Origin of the sequence: Bacillus sp. 7884-1 (assembly GCF_002272245.1) — a bacterium.
GTDB lineage: Bacteria > Bacillota > Bacilli > Bacillales > Cytobacillaceae > Neobacillus.
In genome coordinates this window covers 31,435-54,297 of the sequence record NZ_NPDD01000208.1, presented here as the reverse complement: position 1 = coordinate 54,297, position 22,863 = coordinate 31,435, and the positions used below count along the sequence as shown (strand labels likewise).

General features: G+C 38.4%; 16 protein-coding genes and 1 tRNA gene. 16 read left to right on the top strand and 1 reads right to left on the bottom strand.

Features of this window, described 5'->3' with window-relative positions:
• From CHI06_RS23095 to CHI06_RS23055, 9 genes are all read left to right on the top strand, one after another.
• A tRNA-Ile gene (locus CHI06_RS23095) sits at positions 1–74 on the top strand.
• Positions 75–172: 98 nt separating this feature from the next.
• The gene (mutM, locus tag CHI06_RS23090) at positions 173–982 is read left to right on the top strand and encodes a bifunctional DNA-formamidopyrimidine glycosylase/DNA-(apurinic or apyrimidinic site) lyase (RefSeq protein ID WP_095250916.1); all 810 of its coding nucleotides are present in this window, start codon (positions 173–175) and stop codon (positions 980–982) included.
• Between the two features lie 181 nt (positions 983–1,163).
• Complete coding sequence (locus CHI06_RS23085; RefSeq protein ID WP_095250915.1) at positions 1,164–1,805, top strand: helix-turn-helix transcriptional regulator; 642 nt, start codon at positions 1,164–1,166, stop codon at positions 1,803–1,805.
• 6 nt (positions 1,806–1,811) lie between these two features.
• Complete coding sequence (locus CHI06_RS23080; protein ID WP_257009420.1) at positions 1,812–2,639, top strand: pyruvate, water dikinase regulatory protein; 828 nt, start codon at positions 1,812–1,814, stop codon at positions 2,637–2,639.
• A 2-nt stretch (positions 2,640–2,641) separates the two neighbouring features.
• Positions 2,642–5,311 (top strand): pyruvate, phosphate dikinase, encoded by a 2,670-nt coding sequence (gene ppdK / locus CHI06_RS23075; protein ID WP_095250914.1) that lies wholly within the window; start codon positions 2,642–2,644, stop codon positions 5,309–5,311.
• Between the two features lie 312 nt (positions 5,312–5,623).
• On the top strand, positions 5,624–7,066 hold the full coding sequence (locus tag CHI06_RS23070; protein ID WP_095250913.1) for a sensor histidine kinase: 1,443 nt from the start codon (positions 5,624–5,626) through the stop codon (positions 7,064–7,066).
• A gap of 2 nt (positions 7,067–7,068) precedes the next feature.
• The gene (locus CHI06_RS23065) at positions 7,069–7,755 is read left to right on the top strand and encodes a response regulator transcription factor (RefSeq protein ID WP_095250912.1); all 687 of its coding nucleotides are present in this window, start codon (positions 7,069–7,071) and stop codon (positions 7,753–7,755) included.
• A gap of 180 nt (positions 7,756–7,935) precedes the next feature.
• A complete protein-coding gene (locus tag CHI06_RS23060) occupies positions 7,936–8,634 on the top strand; it encodes an ankyrin repeat domain-containing protein (protein ID WP_095250911.1) in 699 nt (232 codons plus the stop codon).
• Positions 8,635–8,684: 50 nt separating this feature from the next.
• Positions 8,685–9,647 (top strand): DUF4822 domain-containing protein, encoded by a 963-nt coding sequence (locus CHI06_RS23055; protein ID WP_095250910.1) that lies wholly within the window; start codon positions 8,685–8,687, stop codon positions 9,645–9,647.
• Between the two features lie 128 nt (positions 9,648–9,775).
• Here CHI06_RS23055 and CHI06_RS23050 read toward each other — a convergent pair whose 3' ends face one another.
• Positions 9,776–11,176, bottom strand: a complete 1,401-nt coding sequence (locus tag CHI06_RS23050) for a PQQ-dependent sugar dehydrogenase (protein WP_095250909.1) — start codon at positions 11,174–11,176, stop codon at positions 9,776–9,778.
• A 152-nt stretch (positions 11,177–11,328) separates the two neighbouring features.
• Here CHI06_RS23050 and CHI06_RS23045 point away from each other — a divergent pair, with 152 nt between their 5' ends.
• From CHI06_RS23045 to dacB, 7 genes are all read left to right on the top strand, one after another.
• Complete coding sequence (locus CHI06_RS23045; RefSeq protein ID WP_095250908.1) at positions 11,329–11,520, top strand: YbxH family protein; 192 nt, start codon at positions 11,329–11,331, stop codon at positions 11,518–11,520.
• Between the two features lie 73 nt (positions 11,521–11,593).
• On the top strand, positions 11,594–14,170 hold the full coding sequence (locus CHI06_RS23040; RefSeq protein WP_095250907.1) for a helicase-related protein: 2,577 nt from the start codon (positions 11,594–11,596) through the stop codon (positions 14,168–14,170).
• A gap of 135 nt (positions 14,171–14,305) precedes the next feature.
• A complete protein-coding gene (locus CHI06_RS23035; RefSeq protein ID WP_095250906.1) occupies positions 14,306–15,349 on the top strand; it encodes a hypothetical protein in 1,044 nt (347 codons plus the stop codon).
• A 215-nt stretch (positions 15,350–15,564) separates the two neighbouring features.
• On the top strand, positions 15,565–16,908 hold the full coding sequence (locus CHI06_RS23030; RefSeq protein WP_095250905.1) for a 3' terminal RNA ribose 2'-O-methyltransferase Hen1: 1,344 nt from the start codon (positions 15,565–15,567) through the stop codon (positions 16,906–16,908).
• A complete protein-coding gene (locus tag CHI06_RS23025; protein WP_095250904.1) occupies positions 16,908–19,508 on the top strand; it encodes a polynucleotide kinase-phosphatase in 2,601 nt (866 codons plus the stop codon). The genes CHI06_RS23030 and CHI06_RS23025 overlap by 1 nt, the downstream gene beginning before the upstream one ends.
• A gap of 73 nt (positions 19,509–19,581) precedes the next feature.
• Positions 19,582–20,868 (top strand): LysM peptidoglycan-binding domain-containing protein, encoded by a 1,287-nt coding sequence (locus CHI06_RS23020; RefSeq protein ID WP_306453841.1) that lies wholly within the window; start codon positions 19,582–19,584, stop codon positions 20,866–20,868.
• Between the two features lie 232 nt (positions 20,869–21,100).
• Complete coding sequence (gene dacB / locus CHI06_RS23015) at positions 21,101–22,558, top strand: D-alanyl-D-alanine carboxypeptidase/D-alanyl-D-alanine endopeptidase (protein ID WP_095250902.1); 1,458 nt, start codon at positions 21,101–21,103, stop codon at positions 22,556–22,558.
• The last annotated feature ends 305 nt before the right edge of the window (positions 22,559–22,863 follow it).

The window sequence follows — 22,863 nt, the reverse complement described above, 5'->3', positions numbered from 1 at the left end:
GGGCCTATAGCTCAGCTGGTTAGAGCGCACGCCTGATAAGCGTGAGGTCGATGGTTCGAGTCCATTTAGGCCCACTTGATAATGATTGATACAAAAACCGAACTATAAAAAGTTCGGTTTTTTTGCGTTTGTGAGGAAAAGATATGAAAAAGCCGTGAAGGGGAGTAGATAGATGCCTGAACTTCCAGAGATGGAAAATTACCGAAGATTATTAATTCAAAAAATAGCGGGTCAAACCATTTCTCATGTACAAATCAATCGAGAGAAATCGGTTAATGTGAACCCAACGCTCTTTATTAATAGTGTCACAAATCAGAAAGTCATGACAGTCAATCGAAGAGGAAAGCATTTATTATTTCATTTAGAAAACGGGCAAGTCCTTCTGTTGCATTTAATGCTTGGCGGCTGGATGTATTTTGGGACAGAGGATGACAAACCGGAAAGAACGATACAGGTTCGGTTATCTTTTGGAAAACACCATCTTTATTTTATTGGATTGCGATTGGGTTATTTGCATTTATATAGTGAACAGGATGTTCAAAAAGAATTATCTTCTTTGGGTCCGGAGCCATTAGAGCCTCAGTTCACTTTGCAGGATTTTTTAAAACTACTAGATGACAGACGTGGGAAAATAAAAACAAAACTTCTCGATCAGGAGCTTATAGCAGGGATTGGAAATTGTTACTCCGATGAAATTTGTTATCATGCCGGAATTAAAACAAAACGGAGTATAGAGGATATAGGTGAGCCTGAACGAAATCTACTTTACCAGTCGATGAAGCATGTGCTCCTAGACGCTTTAAATCATGGTGGATACATGGAAAATCCCTTTTTCCAAGGGGACAATTTAACAGGGGGTTATAATAATCTCTGTCTTGTGTATGACCGAGAAGGAGAGAAATGTAATAGATGCGGGGGCACTATTATTAAAGAAATGATTTCATCTCGTAAAACCTATTTCTGTCCTAACTGTCAAAAATAGTAAGAATCCTATCTCCTGCGGTAGGATTCTTTTTTTTGAAGGGTTAGAAAATTTGTCAAAAAAATGTGCAATAAACTGTTTCACTAATTGTTTAAATGTAATATACTAAATATTAATAAGTATAGCACATTTATATTTTTATCAAAAAATATAACATAATTAAACTGAAAAGGGGGTCAATGTGATTAAACTTTCGAAACGCCAAGATGAAATTCTAAAGATTGTGAAGGAAAGTGGACCCATCACGGGGCAGCAAATTGCAGAAAAGCTTTCCTTAACAAGAGCAGCATTAAGACCAGACTTAGCTATTTTAACAATGGCTGGTAATTTGGATGCCAGACCTCGAGTTGGTTATTTTTTTAATCATAACCAAGAAGTAAAGCATCAGGCAGAAAAATTTCTCCACAAAAAAGTGGCAGATTTTAAAGCTCTTCCAATCGTTGTGGAAAAATCCACATCTGTATATGATGCGATTGTACAACTATTTTTGGAAGATGTTGGTACTCTTTATGCGGTAGATAGTAATGGCTATTTAGCTGGTGTAATTTCTAGGAAAGATTTACTGAGAACAGCCATCGGCAATAAAGATTTGCAAGAATTACCCTGCAGTGTCATTATGACCAGAATGCCTAACATTATCACAATCACACCTGAGGAAACTTTGTTAGAAGCTGCTAAAAAAATGATTACTAATCACATTGACTCCTTACCTGTAGTGAAAGAAATCAATCCGAGAAACCATACATATTTACTTGTCGGTCGGATTACGAAAACAACCATCACACGAGCATACCTAGAAATAATGGATCGAAATTCGGTATAAAGGGGAGTGGCAGCGATTTTTGTAGAGAAGGAAGTAGTCTATGTGGTTTCGGACTCTGTTGGGGAAACAGCTGAGTTTGTTGTGAAAGCGGTAGCAACACAATTTAACGGTGGAAATGTAGAGATTCGACGCAATTCCTATGTGGAGGACCTCGAAGACATTGAAGATGTCCTTATGATAGCGAAAAAAGGAAAGTCAATCATTGCCTATACGATTGTCATTCCAGTGTTAAAGGAATATTTAGATCGTCGTGCAGCAGAAGATAACATTATGGCAGTGGACTTGCTTAGTCCATTGATGAATGCCTTCACCACTAGCTTTAATAAAACGCCTCATCATCAGCCAGGCTTAATGAGAAAACTAGATGAAGAGTATTTTAGAAAAATAGAAGCCATCGAATTTGCGGTTAAATATGATGATGGGCGTGATCCTCGAGGAATTCTCAAGGCAGATATTGTCTTGATCGGTGTTTCAAGAACCTCGAAGACACCATTATCGATGTATTTGGCTCATAAACGCTTTAAGGTTGCCAATGTTCCCTTAGTTCCGGAGGTACCAGCACCAGAGGAATTGTTCGAGATTCCGAGAAAAAATTGTATTGGATTAATTATCTCTCCCAATAAATTAAACGAAATTCGTGTTGAAAGGCTAAAAGCTTTAGGGTTAGGCTCTAAAGCAAGTTACGCAAGCTTCGAAAGAATTCTTGATGAACTGGATTATGCTGAAAAGATTATGAAGCGAGTAGGCTGTCCGATTATCAATGTTTCAAATAAAGCAATCGAGGAAACAGCTGGATTAATTTTAGAAGTGTTGAAAAAAGAGAGGAGCTTATAATGATGGATAAATTCGTTTACTTGTTTCATGAAGGAAATGGAAATATGAAGGAAACGCTTGGAGGAAAAGGAGCAAACCTAGCAGAAATGACGCGGATTGGACTGCCAGTTCCTTATGGCTTTACGATTTCGACACAAGCATGTAATGCCTATTATGATGCAGGAAAAATGATTCCATCGCTCGTTGAAAGCCAAGTATTGGGAGCACTAAACACCCTAGAGGATAAAATGGGGAAAAAACTAGGTGATGCACAAAATCCGTTACTTGTTTCTGTCCGTTCAGGTTCTGTATTTTCAATGCCAGGGATGATGGATACCGTATTAAACCTTGGAATGAACGATGAAACGGTTATTGGAATGGGGAAATTAACGAATAATCTTCGTTTTGCCTATGATTCTTACCGCCGTTTCATACAAATGTTCAGTAATGTTGTTCTTGATATTAATACGTATTATTTTGAACAATTATTAGAAGAAACACGTGAGGAAAAGGGATATAGCGCAGATCCAGAAATGACTGCAGAGGACTGGAAAGAGGTAATCGAAGGGTATAAAGGGATTGTTAAAAAACATACAAGAAAAGACTTCCCGCAGGATCCGAAGGAACAGCTATTTCTTGCCATCAACGCAGTGTTTGATTCTTGGAATAATCAGCGTGCCATCGTCTACCGCCGCTTGAACAAAATTCCGGATCACCTTGGAACGGCTGTCAATATCCAAAGCATGGTATTCGGTAACATGGGCAATGATTCAGGAACTGGCGTGGCCTTTACTCGGAATCCTTCTACTGGTGAACACGTTCTTTACGGTGAATACTTAATTAATGCACAGGGTGAAGATGTGGTAGCAGGAATTCGTACACCCCAGCCCATTCAAACCTTAAAAGATGAGATGCCTGCGGTTTTTAAACAATTCTCCGAAACATGTAAACGTTTGGAGCAGCATTATCAAGAAATGCAGGATATTGAATTTACAGTAGAACGCGGGCAATTATTTATTCTTCAAACGCGGAATGGTAAGCGGACAGCACAAGCTGCAATTCGGATTGCGGTTGAAATGGTGGAAGAAGGAATTATTGATAAGAAGACAGCCTTGCTTCGTGTCGATCCAGATCAATTAAATCAGCTGCTTCATCGCCGAATAGATGATAAGTATGAGCGTACGTTATTAGCAAAAGGTCTGCCAGCATCACCAGGTGCGGCTACTGGTCAAGTTGTTTTTGATGCAGACGAAGCTGAGGAATTAGGGAATGCTGGTAAAAAGGTTATTCTTGTTCGTCCAGAAACAACGCCTGATGATATTCACGGAATTGTTGCAGCTCAAGCAATCCTTACCAGCCGAGGTGGGATGACAAGTCACGCTGCCGTTGTTGCACGCGGAATGGGTAAAGCATGTATTTGCGGATGTGATGCTCTAAAAATTGATGTAAAAGCAAAACAATTTAAAGTGGACGAGAAGGTTATCAACTACGGTGATGTAATCACGATTGATGGTTCAACAGGAGAAATCATGCTCGGAGAAATTCCAATGATTGAACCAGAGCTTTCAGATGAATTCCAGCTTTTACTTGCTTGGGCAGACCAAGAACGAAAAATTGGGGTTCGTGCAAATGCTGATAATCCTGAAGATGCACAAAAAGCCTTTGAATTTGGCGCAGGTGGTATTGGATTGTGCCGTACAGAGCATATGTTTATGGACTTGAAACGTATTCCAATCGTACAAAAAATGATTCTAGCTGAAACATACAGCGAGCGTAAGGACGCACTTGCTGAATTGCTGCCAATGCAGCAGGGCGATTTTGAAGGAATCTTTGAAGCGATGCAGGGATACCCGGTTACAATTCGTTTATTGGACCCGCCTTTACATGAATTCTTACCAGATAAGGAAGAGCTGTTAGTCGAAGTGACGAAGCTGCAAATTCTGGATCCTTCCTCTTCTGAGCTGAAGAAGAAAGAGTTACTATTGAAAAAGGTTCGCCAATTAGATGAGTATAACCCAATGCTCGGCCACCGCGGATGTCGTCTCGGAATGGTGTATCCAGAAATTTATGAAATGCAGGCAAAGGCAATTTTCTATGCTGCGGCTAAGCTTGCAGACAAAGGGATGGAAGTTCAGCCTGAAATCATGATTCCACTTGTTGGTCATGTTAATGAGTTGAAACAAATGCGCCAGCTTGTGATTGATGCTGCTGAAAAGGTACAGGAAGAAACAGGAAAGCAATTTGAGTATACAATTGGAACGATGATTGAAATTCCACGTGCGGCGATTACAGCCGACCAAATTGCTGAAGAAGCAGATTTCTTCTCTTTTGGTACGAACGATTTAACACAAACAACATTCGGATATAGCCGTGATGATGCAGAAGGAAAATTCCTGCAGAATTATATTGAAAATAAGGTTTTGCCAGAAAATCCGTTTGCTGTCCTTGATCAAGATGGTGTTGGTAGATTAGTAGAAATGGGAGTAAGACTTGGTCGTGAAACAAAGCCGACATTAAAAACAGGGATCTGTGGTGAACATGGTGGCGAGAAAACGTCCATTGATTTCTGCTACAAAACTGGACTTGATTATGTAAGCTGTTCACCTTACCGTGTGCCGTTGGCAAGATTAGCGGCTGCACAAGCAACGATTCGCCATGATTCCAATAAAAAAGAAGTTTACACAACAGCATAAATTTTGTGTGAGGACGTGTTCTAAGGTTAAGTAGTTCCGTTTATCTTGAGAAACAAATAGTTAGCAAATTAATTAGCATATCAATTCATAAAAGAATTGGTATGCTTTTTTTTGTTACAATAAAAGCGATTACTTGGGATATAAGTCTAAAATCGCACACATAAATAAATAAATAAATAAATAAATAACTTGTAGTATTTTGGTTGATGTTTTCGTTTTTTTTATTTATATTTTAGAAAATTTTAAGAATTGCATGATATGGTTTTCTTAGTTATTAATAAGAATTAGCGTGGATGAATCGGAGGTGATTATTTGTCCATTAAAATGAGATTTCTGTTGTCCTACGTGGGGGTCATCATTTTTTCTATCACATTATTCTTAGCTGCTGGTTATTTACTTATTTTTACTTTAACAGGCGATGTAAATTCTATAGAGAACTTTTACAAAAAATCTTATCTCCAAAAACCTTTGACTCCTGTTGAGGAAAGTGTGTTTCTTGATTTAAAGCTTTTGGCAAAAAATAACTCTGAGCAGCTATTAAATAAAGAGCATCTGGAGAAGATTGAACATCAGGATATCAAAATTGTCGTTAGAAGAGATAAGAACATTGAGTACTCGACACCCACGGTAGATCAGCAGGCATTAGTTACGTCACTTCCTAAGTTTGAAGAAACAAATATTAATACGAGGGACTCCATTAAAATCAATGACTTCTTTTTCACGTATGTGAAGTTTGATTTTTATTTTTCAGATAAAAGTGAAGGAAGTATTTTTGTATTGAGGAAGGTAAGCTCGAATACGCAGTTAATTCGAGAAATGTTTCCCATTTTATTAGGTCTTTTGCTGCTTTTGTTTATCATGATTATTGGGTTATTAAACTATTTAGTGTCAAGAAGCATTATCAAGCCGATCTCCGTTCTAAAAGAAGGTGCAGAACGGATTAAGTCAGGAGATTTAAATTTTGAAATCAAAACGACTTCAAGTGACGAAATCGGTCAATTAAATAAAACCTTTGAAGAAATGAGAGTTAAACTTAAGGAGTCGATAACCCTCCAGATTCAATATGAAGAAAATCGAAAAGAACTTCTTTCAAATATTTCACATGATCTAAAGACACCGATTACTTCCATAATTGGCTATGTTGAGGGGATAAAAGACGGTGTGGCAAACACACGAGAGAAAATGGAGAAGTATTTAACCACTATTCACATAAAAGCAAGAGATATGGATTCATTGATCGATGAGCTGTTTTTATTCTCAAAACTTGATTTAAAGAAAGAGTCATTCACTTTTGAAATAATCGAACTAGTTGAATACGTGCGAGATTTTGTAGAAAAACTTCATTTAGATTTAGTTCAAAAAGGGATACAGATTACCTATCATCCAATGAATCAACCTATGTACGTGACAGCTGACCGAGAGAAGTTAAAACGTGTTTTAGTAAATCTTATAAACAATTGTGTTAAGTATATGAATAAAGATGATAAGTACATTTCTATTACTTTGCATGAAGGACCATTTGATGTAGTCGTAGAAGTAACGGATAACGGTTATGGAATTGACCCTTCTGCGTTACCATACATTTTTAATCGCTTTTATCGAGCTGAAATGTCTAGAAATTCCCGGACTGGCGGAAGTGGATTAGGGCTGGCCATTTCTAAACACATTATTGAAGAGCACGAAGGGGAGATTTGGGCAACGAGTGAGAAAGGCAAAGGTACAAGTGTTTTCTTTTCTTTGAAGAAAGGTGTGTAAGGATGAAAAAGATATTATTGATTGAAGATGAAGTGAGTATCGCAGAATTGCAAAGAGATTATTTAGAAATTAATCAGTTTCATGTTGATGTAGAACATAGTGGTGATTCAGGACTCCAACTTGCACTTCAAAATGATTATGATCTGATTATATTGGACATCATGCTCCCAGGAATAAATGGGTTTGAAATATGTAAACAAGTACGTCAAGTTAAAAATATTCCGATTTTATTTGTTTCCGCGAAAAAAGAGGATATCGATAAAATTCGAGGTCTCGGTTTAGGGGCTGATGATTATATTACCAAACCTTTTAGTCCAAGCGAGTTGGTAGCTAGGGTGAAAGCGCATATAGAGCGGTATGAACGATTAGCAGGAAGTCAAGCAAAATCAAAAATGATTAAGGTTAAAGAGATTACGATTGATAAGTCAGCACGCAAAGTTTATATAAACGGAGAGTACACATCCTTCACAACAAAGGAATTTGATCTGTTGGTATTTCTTGTGAATCACCCGAATCAAGTATTGAACAAAGAACAGCTATATGAACATATTTGGGGGTATGAAATGGCAGCAGATGTTTCAACTGTGACCGTTCATATCAGAAAAATACGCGGGAAAATTGAAAAAGATCCTGCCCATCCGAAATACCTGGAAACGGTTTGGGGGGCAGGGTATCGATTCAATGTTTAAACAATCCGTCACAAAAGTGGCGGATTTTTTTATAATAATGAACAAATTTTCAGATAAAGTTTATCTTTTTTTAAGAAATTTTTTCGATGAAGTTTAAGGTTTGATATTAACATAAAGATAAGGTCAAATTTATTAGGGAGGTTTGCTAGAATGTGAAAAAAACTTACAGGGGTGAAAATGATGTGGAAGTGCCTGACACTTGTCTTAGGCAGTATATTGGTACTACAGGGTTGTAACTTAAATAACGGTAGAGAACCATATAAACAGGGGATGATTGAGGTGGATATGGAGGAACAACTGATTCAAGCTGCAGAACGGAAAGACGTAGATACTATATTAAGATTAATTGAGGAAGGTGTCGATATAAATACCCAGGATTCAGATGGGCGAACTTCCACAATGATTGCGACTTACAACAATGATACAGAGTCGGCAAAAATACTTATTGATGCGGGGGCAGACGTCAACATCCAGGATGACATGAAAAATAACCCCTTCTTATATGCTGGTGCAGAAGGGTATCTCGACATACTAAAACTTACGATAAAAGCCGGTGCTGACCCAACTGTAACGAACAGGTATGGAGGAACTGCTCTAATCCCTGCTTCAGAACATGGATATGTAGATGTTATTAATGAACTCCTTTCTAAAACGGATATTGATATTAATCATGTAAATGATCTCGGCTGGACAGCAATGCTTGAAGCTATCATTTTAAATAATGGTGATGGAAAACAGCAGCAAACAGTGCAATTGCTAATCGATCATGGAGCAGATGTCAACATTCCGGATATAGATAATGTGACCCCTTTACAGCATGCACGCGAGAAAGGATTTAAAGAGATTGAACATATTTTGGTAAAAGCCGGAGCAAAATAATCAGGTCGAAGCAGATTCCAATAAGTAACAAAAAATGAGGAGACGATAAAATGAATAAAAAAACAAAAGCAATACCAGCTATACTACTTGGATTAACCCTAGTGCTGGCAGGATTCGGCACAACCACACTTGCAAAAACGAGTGAAGTGAAGGCAGAGCAAACGGTAAATATGAATAAGAAACAAGAGAAGGCGACGAAAGGTCAGGAATTCGCTAAAATACTTAGTAACACAAATTGGCAGGGTACAAAAGTTTATGATAAGGATAAAAATGATTTCACGAAAGAGAACGCAAACTTTATTGGTCTTGCGAAATATGACGATGAAACAGCGAGATACGAATTTTTTGATAAAATGACAAAAAAGAGCCGTGGCGATAAAGGAACTTTCTTTATCACCAACGATGGAAAGATTAGAGTATTAATTTCGGAATCAATGGGTTACCAAGCAGTCGTCGAAATAACAGAACTCAATAATGATATGTTTACTTATAAAAGAATGGGAAGAGATGCGCAAGGGAACGAAGTAGAGGTATTTGTTGATCATATTCCATATAAAGAAACAGAACTTACCTTTACGGATCCCGATAAGACGTTGGAAACAAAAACTGGAGAAATTGTTACAGACAAAGATGGAGATAAAATTTTATCTGACACCCTTTGGCAAGGAACAGTGGCATTAGATGAAAACGGCAATGATGTATCAGCTTATAACCAAAATTATTTGGGTCTTGCTAAATATGATTTTAAAACAAATAAATATGAATTTTTTGATGCGAAAACAGGAAAAAGCCGCGGTGATTACGGCTATTATGATGTTGTGCATGGGAATAAGATAAGAGCCCATGTTTCACTAGGAATGAAGTATGGTGCAGTTCTTGAACTTACAGAGCTGAATGAAAATAAATTCACCTATAAACGAAATGGTAAAGATAAAGATGGTAAAGACATAACGATAACTGTTGAACATATTCCATATAAAGGTGATTTCAAACTGAAATTCACTAAATTTTAAACACAATTTGGCATCTGTAAAGGAAATATTAATTACCTAAAAAAAAACAAACAAGGGAGCTTTTTATTGCTTTCTTGTTTGTTTTATTATTCCATTTAAATAAATTCTAAAAAGAGATTAATCTGAAATCATCGAACAATTTCAAAAACAGTACCTTGGTTTAGATCAGTCACTTTCATAGAGCCATAAACCCCTAAATATAGTCTGGTTTGATCCAGATTCGTTCCCAAATTAACATAATAAGCCGATTGAGACCCAAAATCATAATCGGTTTTAATCACATTAAAATCATTTTGTTTACCATCTGGTCTTACACTGGTATAAGCTAAAGCCCCTCTAACCTGAGGTTGAGATTCTTTTCGGGCAAGATCGGTAAACACAACGCTTCCTGTTAAACCTGGGATTCCATTCCCCATATAGGGCTGGACTCCTGTAAGTGCAGTTCCTCCAAACTTATCGGGTCTGGGATCATTATGAAAATAACTAGTCAAAGGCTGAAGACGTCTCCCAGAAAGTGATACTGCTTCATTGTAAAAAGAAATTGTTTTCTCATCCAAAGTCGGATTTGTAGAACAGCCCCTTATCATTGGAGTAGGAAAAGCACCTTCCCACCCTCGCCAGCCAAAGTTAATAAATCCTTCTTGGTTAGGCTCAGAATTCATTAAAGAAGCTTGAATAAGCTGAGTAACCGGTATTGGTTTATAATGAACGAATGAAAAAATCGACTCTACCAAATCCTGTCCGACATTTCCAACATATTTGATATACTGATTAAATCTTTGAAATGATATGCCTGATATATTGCGAACCCCTTTAGCCATTACCGTAAGCGTTTCCTGAATAGGTACGGGAAGTTCATTAAAACGTGTGACTACGGGTGGATTATTGATAAATGTATTCTTAACTACATCGATTTCAATTATTTTACCAGCGATTTCCATATCATCCTGGCTTAGATTAAATGGATCATAGGCTGATCCCCCATCTCCGGTTGTTAAAATTAGTTTTCCTGTTTCAGGTGAGAAGTTTAAGCTATTGAAACCATTATGATTTGAAAATGGTCTTCTTAAGTTAAGTAAAGTCCGTCGTTTTTGAGGTTGACCATTCGATTGTAAAATCCATTCTTCCACTGTATCAATATGATCATATTGAGTTTCTCTATTAACCCACCTTAGGTTAAAAGTTCTGGGGTCACATGGGTCAGGTTTAAAAGGATCAGGTTGAGCACCGGGACCTTGTGTTCCAGCTGCTGAATAATGAAGATAAAACAGACCGTTATAATAAAATTGGGGATGAAACGCAAGCCCTAGCAATCCCCGTTCATCATAACCACCAGAAGCACCTAGTTTTATAATCCGCGGGCGAATATCTAAAAAAGTTCTTAAACTTGAGTTTCCTATGTAAAAGATTTCTCCTAGTTGAGTTGCAATAAATAATCTTTCCATTGAATCACCAGGTAATATTGCTGTTTTTAATACAGTGGGTAAATTTATCTTACTGACAACGGGCTGCAAACGAACTTTTACCATCTAACTTTTCACCCCTTCTAATTGCATTTTTCCTATAAGAATATGACTAAAAATTTTCTATTAGTACTGAATATGTTTGGGTGCCTTTATTTGGAGATTAACGACTGGATAATAGTAAATACTAAAAAAAACTCAAAAAAGGATTGATTATCATGGGAGCCATTGAACGAAACGGATTTCGCTTTGTACCTGAATACAGTGTCAGCCACCAAAATGGGGCGATTCATGTCTATAACAAGGATCGATTCATTGAAGAAATCAAATTTCAGTTTTCAGGGGATTTTCCTGAACTTGATCAAATAGAGGACTTAGTGGATCAATACTGCAACACCCGTCAAATTTAGAAACCGAATATTTATTCGGTTTCTTGTTTTTTGATATAATAAAATTACCAAAAATAAGATAAGGAGGGATAATTTGAGTAAATTAACCGCCATTTACCCTCAAGCGATTGAACATACGAAGAATAAAGTAATGGAGGATATGAACTATTACTTAGAGACAAAAGACAGTCTGCCTTCTTTTAGCCAATATTTAACCGATCGTGGGCATTATCTGGAGCAGATTTGGGTCAATGTCTGGTTAAATAAGGTCACTAATGATGTCCCAAAGAATGAGAAAAAAGAGTTTTTATGGGAAAAAGGGTTTGAGGTTCAAGGAGTGGACCGCAAGCTAATTAATAAACTTTTTCGGGATGAGATGAGAGAGTATCAGCCCTTTCGTGTGTTGGAATGGACGAAGGAAACCTTTGCAGATAAAGAAGAAGAATGGGAACAAAGATATCAACAAGCAAAAACTGATTTTATAAAAAGACAAGAAGTCACTCGTCTTGAGGAAGTGCGACATCATATTCGAGCAATGATAGAAGAGACTGCGGGTGATATGCTTGAAAAGGATTATGCTCAAGTTTATCTTTATGTTCGGCATTTTACAGCCAAACAATTAGCAGCAGACATCAAGAACAATGTGAAATTTAAAAATGTTGATACCTTTGCGCTGGAAGAGAAACTAGAGGATGAGGGTCATTTTAACCCCGAATCCTACACAACGGTCGCAAAGTTTTTTGAGGAATTGACAGGGGATATTCATAAAACGGTAAATTGGGGAAGAAGTTTGTATGAATATCAAACCTATTTTTTTGTTTACGAAAGCTTAATTTCAGATTATTTGTCAGAACTGATTCCGGAAAGGGTTCTGGAGAATCTTCCAGTTGAAATAAAGGAACAGTTTCAAGAAACATTTGGTGAAAAACTTACTCCCTCTTTCATTAAGGGTAGTTTGAAACAGCTTCTTAATGAAGTAGAAGACTATTTTATTGAAGATTTACAAGACGAATACCTTTCTGATCTTTTGAAGATTGTTGATATACCATTTGACCTTTCCGTTCATCAGCAAATTTTTGAAAAGGACTTTGCTGAAAGAGAACGTAAGAAAGCGGAGGAAGAGGCAGAATTACAACGAAAAAGAGAAGAAGAAGAACGAATGATGGAGGATATTTTTGGTGAGGAATACAATCCATCGTTTGGAAGACGTGTTCGTTATATCCTTCATATTGGGGAAACAAATACCGGGAAGACATACCATGCCCTTGAGCAAATGAAGGAAGCAACTAGCGGCTTATATCTTGCTCCACTTAGGCTATTAGCGCTGGAGGTTTATGATAAGTTAAATGCTGAAGGAACACCCTGCTCATTAAAAACAGGCGAGGAAGAAAAAATCGTTCCGGGCGCGAATCATTTTTCATGTACGGTAGAGATGTTTCATGAAAAAGAAAACTATGATGTCATCGTTATCGATGAAGCACAAATGATTACAGACAAGGATCGCGGCTTTTCATGGTATAAGGCGATAACCAAAGCAAATGCAAGAGAAGTACATATTATCGGGAGCAGAAACTCGAAACCGATGCTTTTGCAGCTGTTAGGAGAATCGGATATTGTCATCCATGAATATAGCCGTGATACCCCTCTTGAAGTGGAGACAAAGGAATTCCATATTAAACATGTAAAAAAAGGGGATGCGTTGATTTGTTTTTCAAGAAGACGGGTGCTTGAAACAGCTTCTCGGCTCCAAAGTGACGGCCATACTGTCAGTATGATTTACGGCAGCATGCCGCCAGAAACTAGGAAAAAACAAATTGAGCAATTTAACAGCGGCAAAACAAAGGTAATTGTAGCAACCGATGCAATTGGGATGGGCTTAAATTTACCGATTCGCCGGATTGTGTTTTTGGAAAATGAGAAATTTGATGGTACGAGAAGACGACTGTTAACCTCTCAGGAAGTGAAGCAAATTGCCGGACGTGCAGGTAGAAAAGGAATTTATGATGTCGGGAAGGTTGCCTTCACGAAAGACATCAGGCTGATGAAGAAATTACTTATTCAAGAGGATGAGCCTGTTCATACCTTTGCGATTGCTCCAACTAACTCGGTGTTTGAGCGGTTCCAGCGATATTACCGAGATTTAGGAACATTCTTTGAGCTGTGGGGGAAATTTAACAGCCCGCCAGGAACGAAGAAAGCTTCATTAGCCGAGGAACGGTCACTTTACAACCTGATTGCCGGGACAGAAATTGAAGCACGCTTGCCTTTGATGGACTTATATGGGTTTTTACATCTGCCTTTTTCGAAAAATGAGCAGGCTTTAACCAGACAATGGGAAGATACGATGTATGCAATAATTCAAGGTACTCCTCTTCCGGAACCGCCATATAAGGAGCGAAGCTTGGAGGATCTCGAGTTAGCTTATAAGGCGCTTGGTTTGCATTTGCTCTTTTTGTATCGGTTAGGAGAGCGGACAGAGGCGATTTATTGGGAGCGGCTTCGTGAGGAAATGAGTGACAAGGTTCAAGATAAATTAAAAACAGATATTAAAAAATTCGTGAAAAAATGCAAAAACTGTGGCAAGAACCTTGCTTGGGATTACTCGTTTCCAACCTGTGATGCCTGCCATAGTGCTAAATATAGAAGAACTCGATATGCAGAGGATTTTTAACGATATGATTCTTCAATCATATCGTTTTTTTTTTTTTTTTTTACGTCTGAGAGAAAAATAATTACGTTATAGAGTAATTTATTATTGCGTTTTAGGGTAAGTTAAATTACTATATAAAGTAAGGAGGTGAAAATAATGGAAAATATAAGACTAAATGTTCCATTATTGCGAAGGAGGGTTCCTAACCTTACAAGTGCAGCACGTGAGGTAGGCTTAAGGCCGGCAACTGTATCGAATTTATGTACCGGGAAAATTCCAGTAGGACGCTCCGAAGTTCGCACGATTGTAGCTTTAGCTGAATTAGCACAATGTAGTCTAGATGAATTGATTTTAAGAGGGGAGAATGTAGAGATGATTGAGACAAAAATAAAAACATTAGATCTGTTTGCACCAATCGTTAAGGGGGGAACCATTGGACTTGTTGCTCGTCCAGGAATGGGTCAGTTGGTTGTTTTAGCAGAGTTATTTTATCGTTTTAAGAGAGAAGGTTATGCAACAGTTTTATTGAAACCAGAAAACGATCATCCAGAGTTAGCGGAAATCTTAGATGATACAGAAATTGTCGTTGAAAGTATTGAAAAGGCCTTAGCAGAAATGACCGTAGTTGGTAAAAATAAAGAAATCATTTTCGTTGCAGACCGTTCGCATGTATTAACAGGGGAAATCTTTGAGCTTCAGGAAAAATTACAGGATGTCGATATCAAGACTGTTACCACCTTTTTACTCGATTTAAAGGGAGCATCAGTGGATGAGGACCTGCCATATGGACCGCTTGAAACACTTTGGCAGTTTGATATGGACTTAGCAGCAAGACATCGTTACCCAGCGGTAAATCCAATCTACTCTACATCTTCTGTATTAGAAGGTGCACACCTAGACCAAAACCACCTAACTATCCAACAAAAAGCCCAAAAACTATTACGACGTTATCGAGAATTACGTTCGCTTGTAAATGTAAAAGGTATTAACGGGATACCAGCATCAGAAATAGAAACCTACCATCGGGGAGAACGTTTAGAAGCCTATTTGACACAGCCTTTCTATGTTGCAGAAGCCTTTACAGGAATCTTAGGAGAAGAAGTTAGTTTGAAGGATACATTGAGTGACGTTAAGAAAATTTTAGATGGTGTCGTGGATTCAAAGGATACTGCTTCCTTGAATTTTATTGGAACGATTTAATTGATATGTGTGCTGGAGTGACCGAAATGAAAATTGATAGTTGTTATGGTCATTCCACCGATTTACAAAGCCCAGAATTATTATTTTCAAGAGAGGACGTAACGAATTCCGTTACGTCCTTTTAAATTTTATCAACATTTATTTCTAAAATATCCATTTTTATGTAATCATAATAGTAATGGAAAAATACTTCAGAAGAAAGTGAAGTGCATAGTATGCAGCTATCATTAAACGTAAGAGGACCTGGTGCGGATATGGTCTCGTACTTAATCGCGAAAAACCCTAATAATCCGTATGAACGTAATGAGAAAGGCTTCAAGGTTCGCCTTGTATATCCTATTTTCACAAAAGAAGAAGTGCAATTTGTTATCTATGTAAAGCCTGACCCGATAGATTTAGTGCGAAACTCATCCGATTTATTTGATATTACCCATTACATAAATGATCGCGAGTTTGCTGTCAGTAGCTTATTTATCACTACCATCCGTAAGGCGTTAGGTACCGCTTTAAATGGGAAACCTGATGAAGCGTATTTGCAATGGGTGGACCATCCTTTTGAATTAACGCTCGCATTTGGACCGGTTGCCACCGATTTGAGGGATCAGGAGATTGCCCTGTTATTTGAACCCATTGGCTACAGAGTGGAAATTGAGCGTGGAGATAGTACCATTCGAAAAAAAAGCTCTGCACGATTTGTAACGATATCCGGCAATCAAACTGTTCAAAATGCTTTAAAGCATGTTTCCATTCTTATTCCGGTCATCGATAATTACAAGCATTATTTTTTAGATGAAAGAGAGGTTGAAAAGCTGGATCGTTACGGAGAAGGCTGGTTGGAAGACCATCCTTTAAAGCAAATGATTGTAAAAAGGGCACTCCGCTTTAATGCGTTAATATCTCAATCTAAATTCTATGAAAAGAAACAACAAAATCGCAGCCAGGATGACAGTCCGAGGGTTCGCTTGAATGACCTTCGTTATGAAGCAATCCTAAACTTTATTCGTTCTCTGCCACACAAGGAATCGATAGTAGACCTTGGTGCGGGAGAAGGAAGACTCTCGGTACAATTGGGCTTTTTAGAAGGTGTTAAAGAGATTCTGTCGATTGAGCCTTCGAACAAATCTCGAATACGGGCCATCGAGCGCTTTGAGCAGGTGAATGTCAAAAAAGGGTATATTGAAGCGAAGTCTTTACCGGGGTCACTATATTATTTTGATAGCCGATTGCAAAATAAAGATGTTATCGTTTTATGTGAAGTCATTGAACATATTGATGAGGGCAGGCTTCCTAAAATATTTGATACCATCTTAAATGATTACCGTCCGAAGACATTAATTGTGACAACACCAAACCAGGAATATAACGTTCTTTATGAAATGGATGATGAAATGCGTCATGATGATCACCGTTTTGAATGGACAAGAAAACAATTTACTCAAAATGTCGAAGCATGGACCCAAAACTATCCCTATCAGGTCATCATACAAGGGATTGGCGAAGAGCATCCAACATATGGTCATCCAACGCAAATGGCCATATTCAGAAGGGAGGAGGGGTAATGACAACGATCCATTTACCGCACGGAGGAATCGTCCTGCTTGTCGGACCCTCTAATACCGGAAAAACAACCTTATTAAATCAATTAATACAAGAAGAACAAATTCTTGCTTCTGAAGTGGTCAGTTCCGATCAATTCCGAGTACTTGTCAGTGATATTGAATTTATTAGCTGGAACGGGCGTCCGAAAGACGAAAGTGACGCACTGTTTAACGAATATCAGCAAATATCTGGAGCAGCGTTTGACGCCATGGATTATATCATTGCAAAACGCTGCAAACTCAATAAATTAACGTTCATCGATGCCACCCATTTACGCGAGGAAGAGCATGACAAATACCTGCAAATGGGCAAGAAATATCACGTACCTGTTATCGCGATGGTCTTGAATATATCAGAAACGGAATTACTAAGACGAGATAGTGAACGGGCTTTCCCTCGGGGAAGAAACCGAATCAAGCAGCAGTATCAACATTTTAAAAATGTGCTTAGGTTTATTAAAAAGAAACCATATCTTCGTGTCTATATGCTTGGCGAAGACGAACTTCAAGTACTTAACATAAACCGTCTTGAAAACCCGCTTTATATCGATGTAGGATACGGAATTGATTTTATCGGTGATATTCATGGCTGCTTTGATGAATTTATTGAAATGCTATTGAAGCTTGGGTATCAAGAAAACGACGAAGGATATTACATCCATCCAGAAGGAAGGAAAATTCTTTCACTTGGTGATGTGCTGAGCAGGGGACCTAAATCAATTGAAACACTGCAATTTTTTCAAAAGCATGTAGAAGTCGGACATGCCTATATGATTGACAGCAACCACGGCTGGAAAATTGCCCGCTGGCTCGATGGTAAAAATGTAACGATGGCTCATGGTGATGAAAATGTTGCCGCTGAATTTGAGGAATATGAACGTAAAAATGGCAGTGAAGCAGCAGAAAAGTTAAAGGGGCAGGTAAAAGAGTTACTTTTAGAAGCAAAATCCCATTATATTGTTCGAAAAAATGGGGTTAACGCAGTTGTAGCCGCTCATGCAGGCATAAAAGATCACTATATCGGAAAACAGACAGCACGTATTTCTGATTTTTGCAGGTATGGTGATAGTGAAGGGCTGGATGAACACGGAAAGCCGATTCGAAAAGATTGGTCCATTTCTCATAAATCTAGTGAACTCATTCTTTGGGGACACGATCCAAAGCCACAGCCCTTACTGGTTAACAACACACTAAACATTGACCAAGGTGTTGTGTTTGGAGGAAGTTTAACCGCTTATCGTTATCCAGAAAGACAATTTGTTTCGGTCAAGGCGAAACAGGACTATGCGAATGTACCCGACAATCCATTGAAGGAATGGGAACTCAAAAGGCTGGCTCCTCCGAATATTATGAAATTCCTAGAAGGTTATTCCGTGTTAACGGAACATTACGGCGAGATCATGATTTATGACGATGGCGTGAAACCCGCTTTGGATGATGTATCTCATTACACTCTGCCACTTGAGGATATCGTCTATCTTCCACCAACGATGAGTCCGACGCCAAAACCTTCCCGTTTAGAAGGGTACCTAGAGCACCCAATGGAGGCATTTGAATATTATCAAGCCAATGGCGTTGAAACCTTGGTCGTGAAGAAGAAACATATGGGAAGCAGAGGCATTTTGGTTTTATTTAAAAATAAAGAAATTGCCAAAGAGTATATAGGCAGGGAAACATTAGGCACCATTTATTCCCGGACAGGAAGAGCGTTTTTTCAAAAAGAATTGCAAGAACAAGTAATCAGCAGCTTAAATGAGGATTTAGTGAAAAATGGTTATTTTGAAAGGCACAACACAGAGTTTGTGATCCTCGATGCTGAGATTCTGCCGTGGAATTTAAAGGCGAAGGATTTGGTTTTAAACCAATATGCGCATGTTGGGGAAATGGCATTACTTGACCGCACAAAGTTGAAAGATTCACTTCAAAAGGCAATTGCCAGTGGCAAAGATGTGCTGAACTGGGTTCAGGAAGTGGATTTTGGGATAGAAAATGCTAAAGTCTTTAATGGAGTTTATCAGAAATACTGCTGGGAAACAAATGGTCTGGAAGGAATTCAAATCGCACCTTTTCACACGCTGGCTCACAGCTCGGAAACATTCTTTGACAAGCCACACACTTGGCATATGGAGAAAAATAAAGAATTTAGCGGGATTTCTGGTTTGTTTTTGGAAACAGAATACCGGGTTGTAAACGATGAAGCAACTATGAAAGAGGCCATTAAATGGTGGGAGGAAATGACCGAGGATGGAAATGAAGGATTTGTTGTTAAACCCGAATCGTATATTACACGCCATAAAGGAAAACTACTGCAGCCAGCGATAAAAGTGAGGGGCCGCAAGTATTTGCATATCATCTATGGAATTGATTATCTGCTTCCTGAAAATTTATCTCGATTAAAGAAACGCAATGTAGGTAAGAAACAGCGTAATGCTTTAAAGGAATTTTCCCTCGGGGTCGAGGCGGTTAATCGATTTGTAAAGAGAGAGTCATTGGAACGTGTTCATGAATGTGTGTTAGGAATACTGGCTTTGGAGGCAGAACCCATCGATCCACGATTATAGGCAGGACAAACGGACTGGTTTATTCCAGTTCGTTTTTTTATGCAAAGAGCAATATTACAAGGGAAATCACCATATGATGATGGTAAAGGGGTGTGAGAGTATGGGTGTTCATGTGGTGAGTACGGGAGAAAATTTGTGGGCAATTTCCAATAGGTACGGAGTATCCATGCAAACCATTCTTGAGTTAAATGGATTGCCATCTACTAGTTCTCTCGTACCTGGCCTCGCCTTGTATATTCCGGACAACCAACTGCCTATCCGCTCCTATAAAATAAAACCAGGCGACCAATTTTGGGAATTAGCCCAGAGATTTAATACTGATATTTCATCGATTTTAGGGGCAAATCCTGGGGTAGATCCGAACCAGCTTTTTATTGGTCAAACTATCAACATTCCCTCACCGGTAAAATTAGAAATCGCGACCTTGGGGTTTCTTGTGCCATCAGGTGGGAGTGATGTTCTTTCGATATTAGATTCACTAGCCGGACAATTAACCTATTTAGCGGTTGTGGCGTATTCATTTACTGCAGAGGGTTATGCCTATAACGAAATAGAGGATTCATCGATTGTAGCAAAGAGTAAACAATTGAAAATTACGCCATTATTGATGATCCGTAATTTTACTGGAGTTGATTTTAGTGCGGAGTTAGCAGGTCATGTCCTAGCTAATGCAGTTTACCGCAGGAATTTGGTTCTTAGTATTGTGAATTTAACTAGACAAAGGGGATTTGGCGGGGTATCGATTGACTTTGAATTTATTCCACCTCCTCAGCGCAATGATTTCAATCTATTTTTAAGAGAATTAAAGAATGCATTGGGAGAATTGATCCTGCATGTAAATGTGCATGCGAAAACAGCGGATATTCCAACGAATCGAATTATTGGGGCATATGATTATGCCGCCATCGGGAGCATAGCGGACATAGTTGCGGTGATGACGATTGATTATGGATATCCAGGTGGTCCGCCGGATCCAATTGCACCGATATGGTGGATTGAGCAGGTCGTTCAATACTCCATCACTCAAATCAATCCTCGTAAACTACAAATTGCAATGTCGCTTTATGGCTATGACAAGGTGGTTGGGACGAACGCTACACGTGCGATGTCTGTTGTTTCTGCTCAAAATCAAGCTATTTCAACAGGATCGCCAATTCAATTTGACCAGCGATCCATGTCCCCATGGTATCGGCATTGGAGTGCGAGGGTAGAACAGGTCGTTTGGTTTGAGGATATTCGAAGCTTCATAGAAAAATATCGGTTGATGGATGTTTACCAATTGTCTGGGACGACTTATTGGCAGATAAGCCTGCCGGCGCCGCAGAATTGGGCTTATTTGCGTAAAAAATTGAAGTTATGAAATAAGGTCAATGGTCTTTTGGGTGGCATCGCGGATATGCTTGGATTAACGCTGATATAAATGTTTTATCGCGGATATATTTGATTTAACGCTGATATATGGTCCAGCATCGCTGATATATTTAATTTCACGAAAAAAATTTAGTTTATAATATAAGTTTTTTCCCCAAAAAAGGAAGAAAGTTTGTTTTTTAGGAAAGACTTTATGAAAAAGAGAAAGTTGGAAATGGATTTTGCTGAAAAGATTGAATTTAATCATTTTTATTATTTTTTTAGGTGCATTATTACCACAAACACATCCAGTATTGGCAGATGATAATCTAACCCAGCAGTTAAATCAGCTATTAAATGAAGAACCGCATTTACAAGGGGCAATTGCTGGAGTCAGCATACGGTCGGCCACAACCGGTGAAGTCATTTACAATCATTTAGGAGATGTCCGCCTGCGACCTGCTTCGAATTTGAAACTTTTAACAGCTGCGGTAGCGTTATCTGTATTAGGGGAAGACTATACCTTTAAAACGGAGGTACTCGTTGACGGTACAGTAAAAAAGAAAACGCTTCAAGGGAATCTTTATTTAAAAGGAAAGGGTGACCCAACATTACTAAAAAAAGATTTCGACAAAATGGCTACGGAAATAAAGAAACTAGGCATAAAAAAGATCACCGGCAATTTAATTGGCGATGATACTTGGTATGATGATGTCCGCTATTCGGAGGATTTACCGTGGAGTGATGAACAAACATACTACGGTGCGCAAATCTCCGCATTAACCGCTTCGCCAACCAAAGACTATGATTCTGGTTCGATTTTGCTTGAAGTGAAACCAGGCAACAATAAAGGTGATAAGGCGGACGTAACTGTTACTCCCAATACTGACTTTGTAAATATCATCAATCAAATTGAAACCGTGCCGGAAGATGGAAAAAAGAAACTTACTTTTGAACGAGAACACGCTAAAAACACTATTACGATATCAGGCACATTACCGGTCAAATCCAAGCCTGAAAAGGAATTTATTGGTGTCTGGGAACCAACCAAATATGCTTTAGAGCTTTTTAAACAATCACTAGCAGAACAAGGAATTCAAGTCTCGGGAAAAATTAAAACAGGATTAACACCAGAAACCTCAAGGATACTACATACTCATAGCTCTATAAAGCTTTCTGAGCTACTCGTCCCGTTTATGAAACTAAGCAACAACGGTCACGCAGAAACCTTGATTAAAGAAATGGGTAAAGTGGTAAAAGCGGAAGGCAGCTGGGAAAAGGGCTTAGAGGTTATAGAAGCGGAGTTACCTAAATTCGGAATCAATACGAAAACTTTGGTGCTAAGGGATGGCTCTGGAATATCGCATATTAATTTAGTCCCGGCTTCTCAACTTTCTCAATTGTTATATACAGTTCAGCAGCAAAAGTGGTTCCCTGCTTTTCTTCATTCACTACCAGTCGCAGGTGAAAGTGAAAAAATGGCTGGAGGCACACTACGAAATCGGATGAAAGGTCCTGATGTAAAAGGAAAGGTAGTCGCGAAAACTGGAACTATCTCTACCGTCAGCACGATTTCAGGTTATGTTACAACGAAGAGTGGACAAACTTTGATATTCTCTATAATGTTAAATAATCTATTGGATGAAGCCAAAGGAAAGAAAATAGAAGACAAATTAGTTACGATAATAGCGAATCAATAATGAGTTGTGATCTCTTCGATACAACTCTTTTTTTCTGTTAAAATGCAGGTAAAATAAACCAAAAAAGGGGAAACCATACAAGCCCCTGCTTACTTACCACTTGTAAGCTGAATTTCTTTATTGATGCCTCGGATAGATTTATTCTCGGTCATAGGATATTCCCAATACTCAATATGGTAATTGGCCCATAATAATCAATTTTAAACTATTTTTGACAAAAATGGACAAAAAACCTTACAGGAAATCGAATAATATCTCGGAATGAAATAATTGAAATGTAATTGTAATAAATTGAAATTGATGGT